Consider the following 873-nt stretch of genomic DNA (forward strand, 5'->3'; position numbering starts at 1 on the left):
TCGGCGAGGTCGGCGGCGAGGGCCTCGGGGCGGCGGGCGGTGGCGACGACCAGATCGCCGGCCGCCAGCACGGCGTCGACCAGGGCGCGGCCGAAGCCGCGCGACGAACCGGTGATGAACCAGACCTGGGGATCCTGTGTACTCATACCGTTAGTGAAACACCGTTCTCTTATTAGCGCAACACTGTTGCCTTAACGCTTCCTATGATGTCCTGCATGAGTGAGCCTGCCTTTCAGCGTGCGCGCAGTGCCGAGGCCAAACAGGCACGGGAAGCGGCGATCCTGGACGCCGCCCGGACGCTCGGCCGGGTGCGGGGGGTGCGGGACGTCACCCTCACGGACATCGCCGCGGCCGTGGGCATGCACAAGTCCGCGCTGCTGCGCTATTTCGAGACACGGGAGCAGATCTTCCTCGCGCTGACCGCCGAGGGCTGGCGGGAGTGGTCCGCCGAGCTCCGCGCCGACCTGGGGCGACGCTCCGAGGCGACGTCCGCCGAGGTCGCGGCCGTCTTCGCGGGCACGCTGGCGGCACGGCCCATGTTCTGCGACCTGCTCGCACAGGCGCCGCTGAACCTGGAGCGGAACGTGTCGATCGAGTCGGTGCGCTCCTTCAAGCTCGTCACCCTGAAGGAGGTCGAACTGATCGGCGGCGAACTGCGTCGGCTGCTCGGCCTCGACGAGTCGCAGAGCGTCGACATGATCGCCACCGCGACCAGCCTCGCCGGTGCCCTGTGGCAGATGGCCACACCCGGCCCACGCCTGCGCGAGCTGTACATGAGCGATCCCCGGCTCGGCCACGCGGTGGTGGAGGTGGAACCTCGACTGAACCGGGTGCTCAGCGCGTATCTCAGGGGGCTCGGGGTGGGGGCGGCGG

The 873-nt window shown here is 69.5% G+C and carries 1 protein-coding gene and 1 pseudogene; one reads left to right on the forward strand and one right to left on the reverse strand.

The window, feature by feature from the left end; all coding sequences use genetic code 11:
• Positions 1–146 (reverse strand): annotated as a pseudogene (locus tag CCN72_RS41295) (short-chain dehydrogenase/reductase); the annotation flags it as partial.
• A 69-nt stretch (positions 147–215) separates the two neighbouring features.
• Here CCN72_RS41295 and CCN72_RS37635 point away from each other — a divergent pair.
• Positions 216–873 (forward strand): TetR/AcrR family transcriptional regulator (locus CCN72_RS37635; RefSeq protein ID WP_086812709.1); only part of this gene is annotated, 658 nt, incomplete at its 3' end.

The organism is Streptomyces murinus (assembly GCF_002154555.1).
Lineage (GTDB): Bacteria > Actinomycetota > Actinomycetes > Streptomycetales > Streptomycetaceae > Streptomyces > Streptomyces murinus.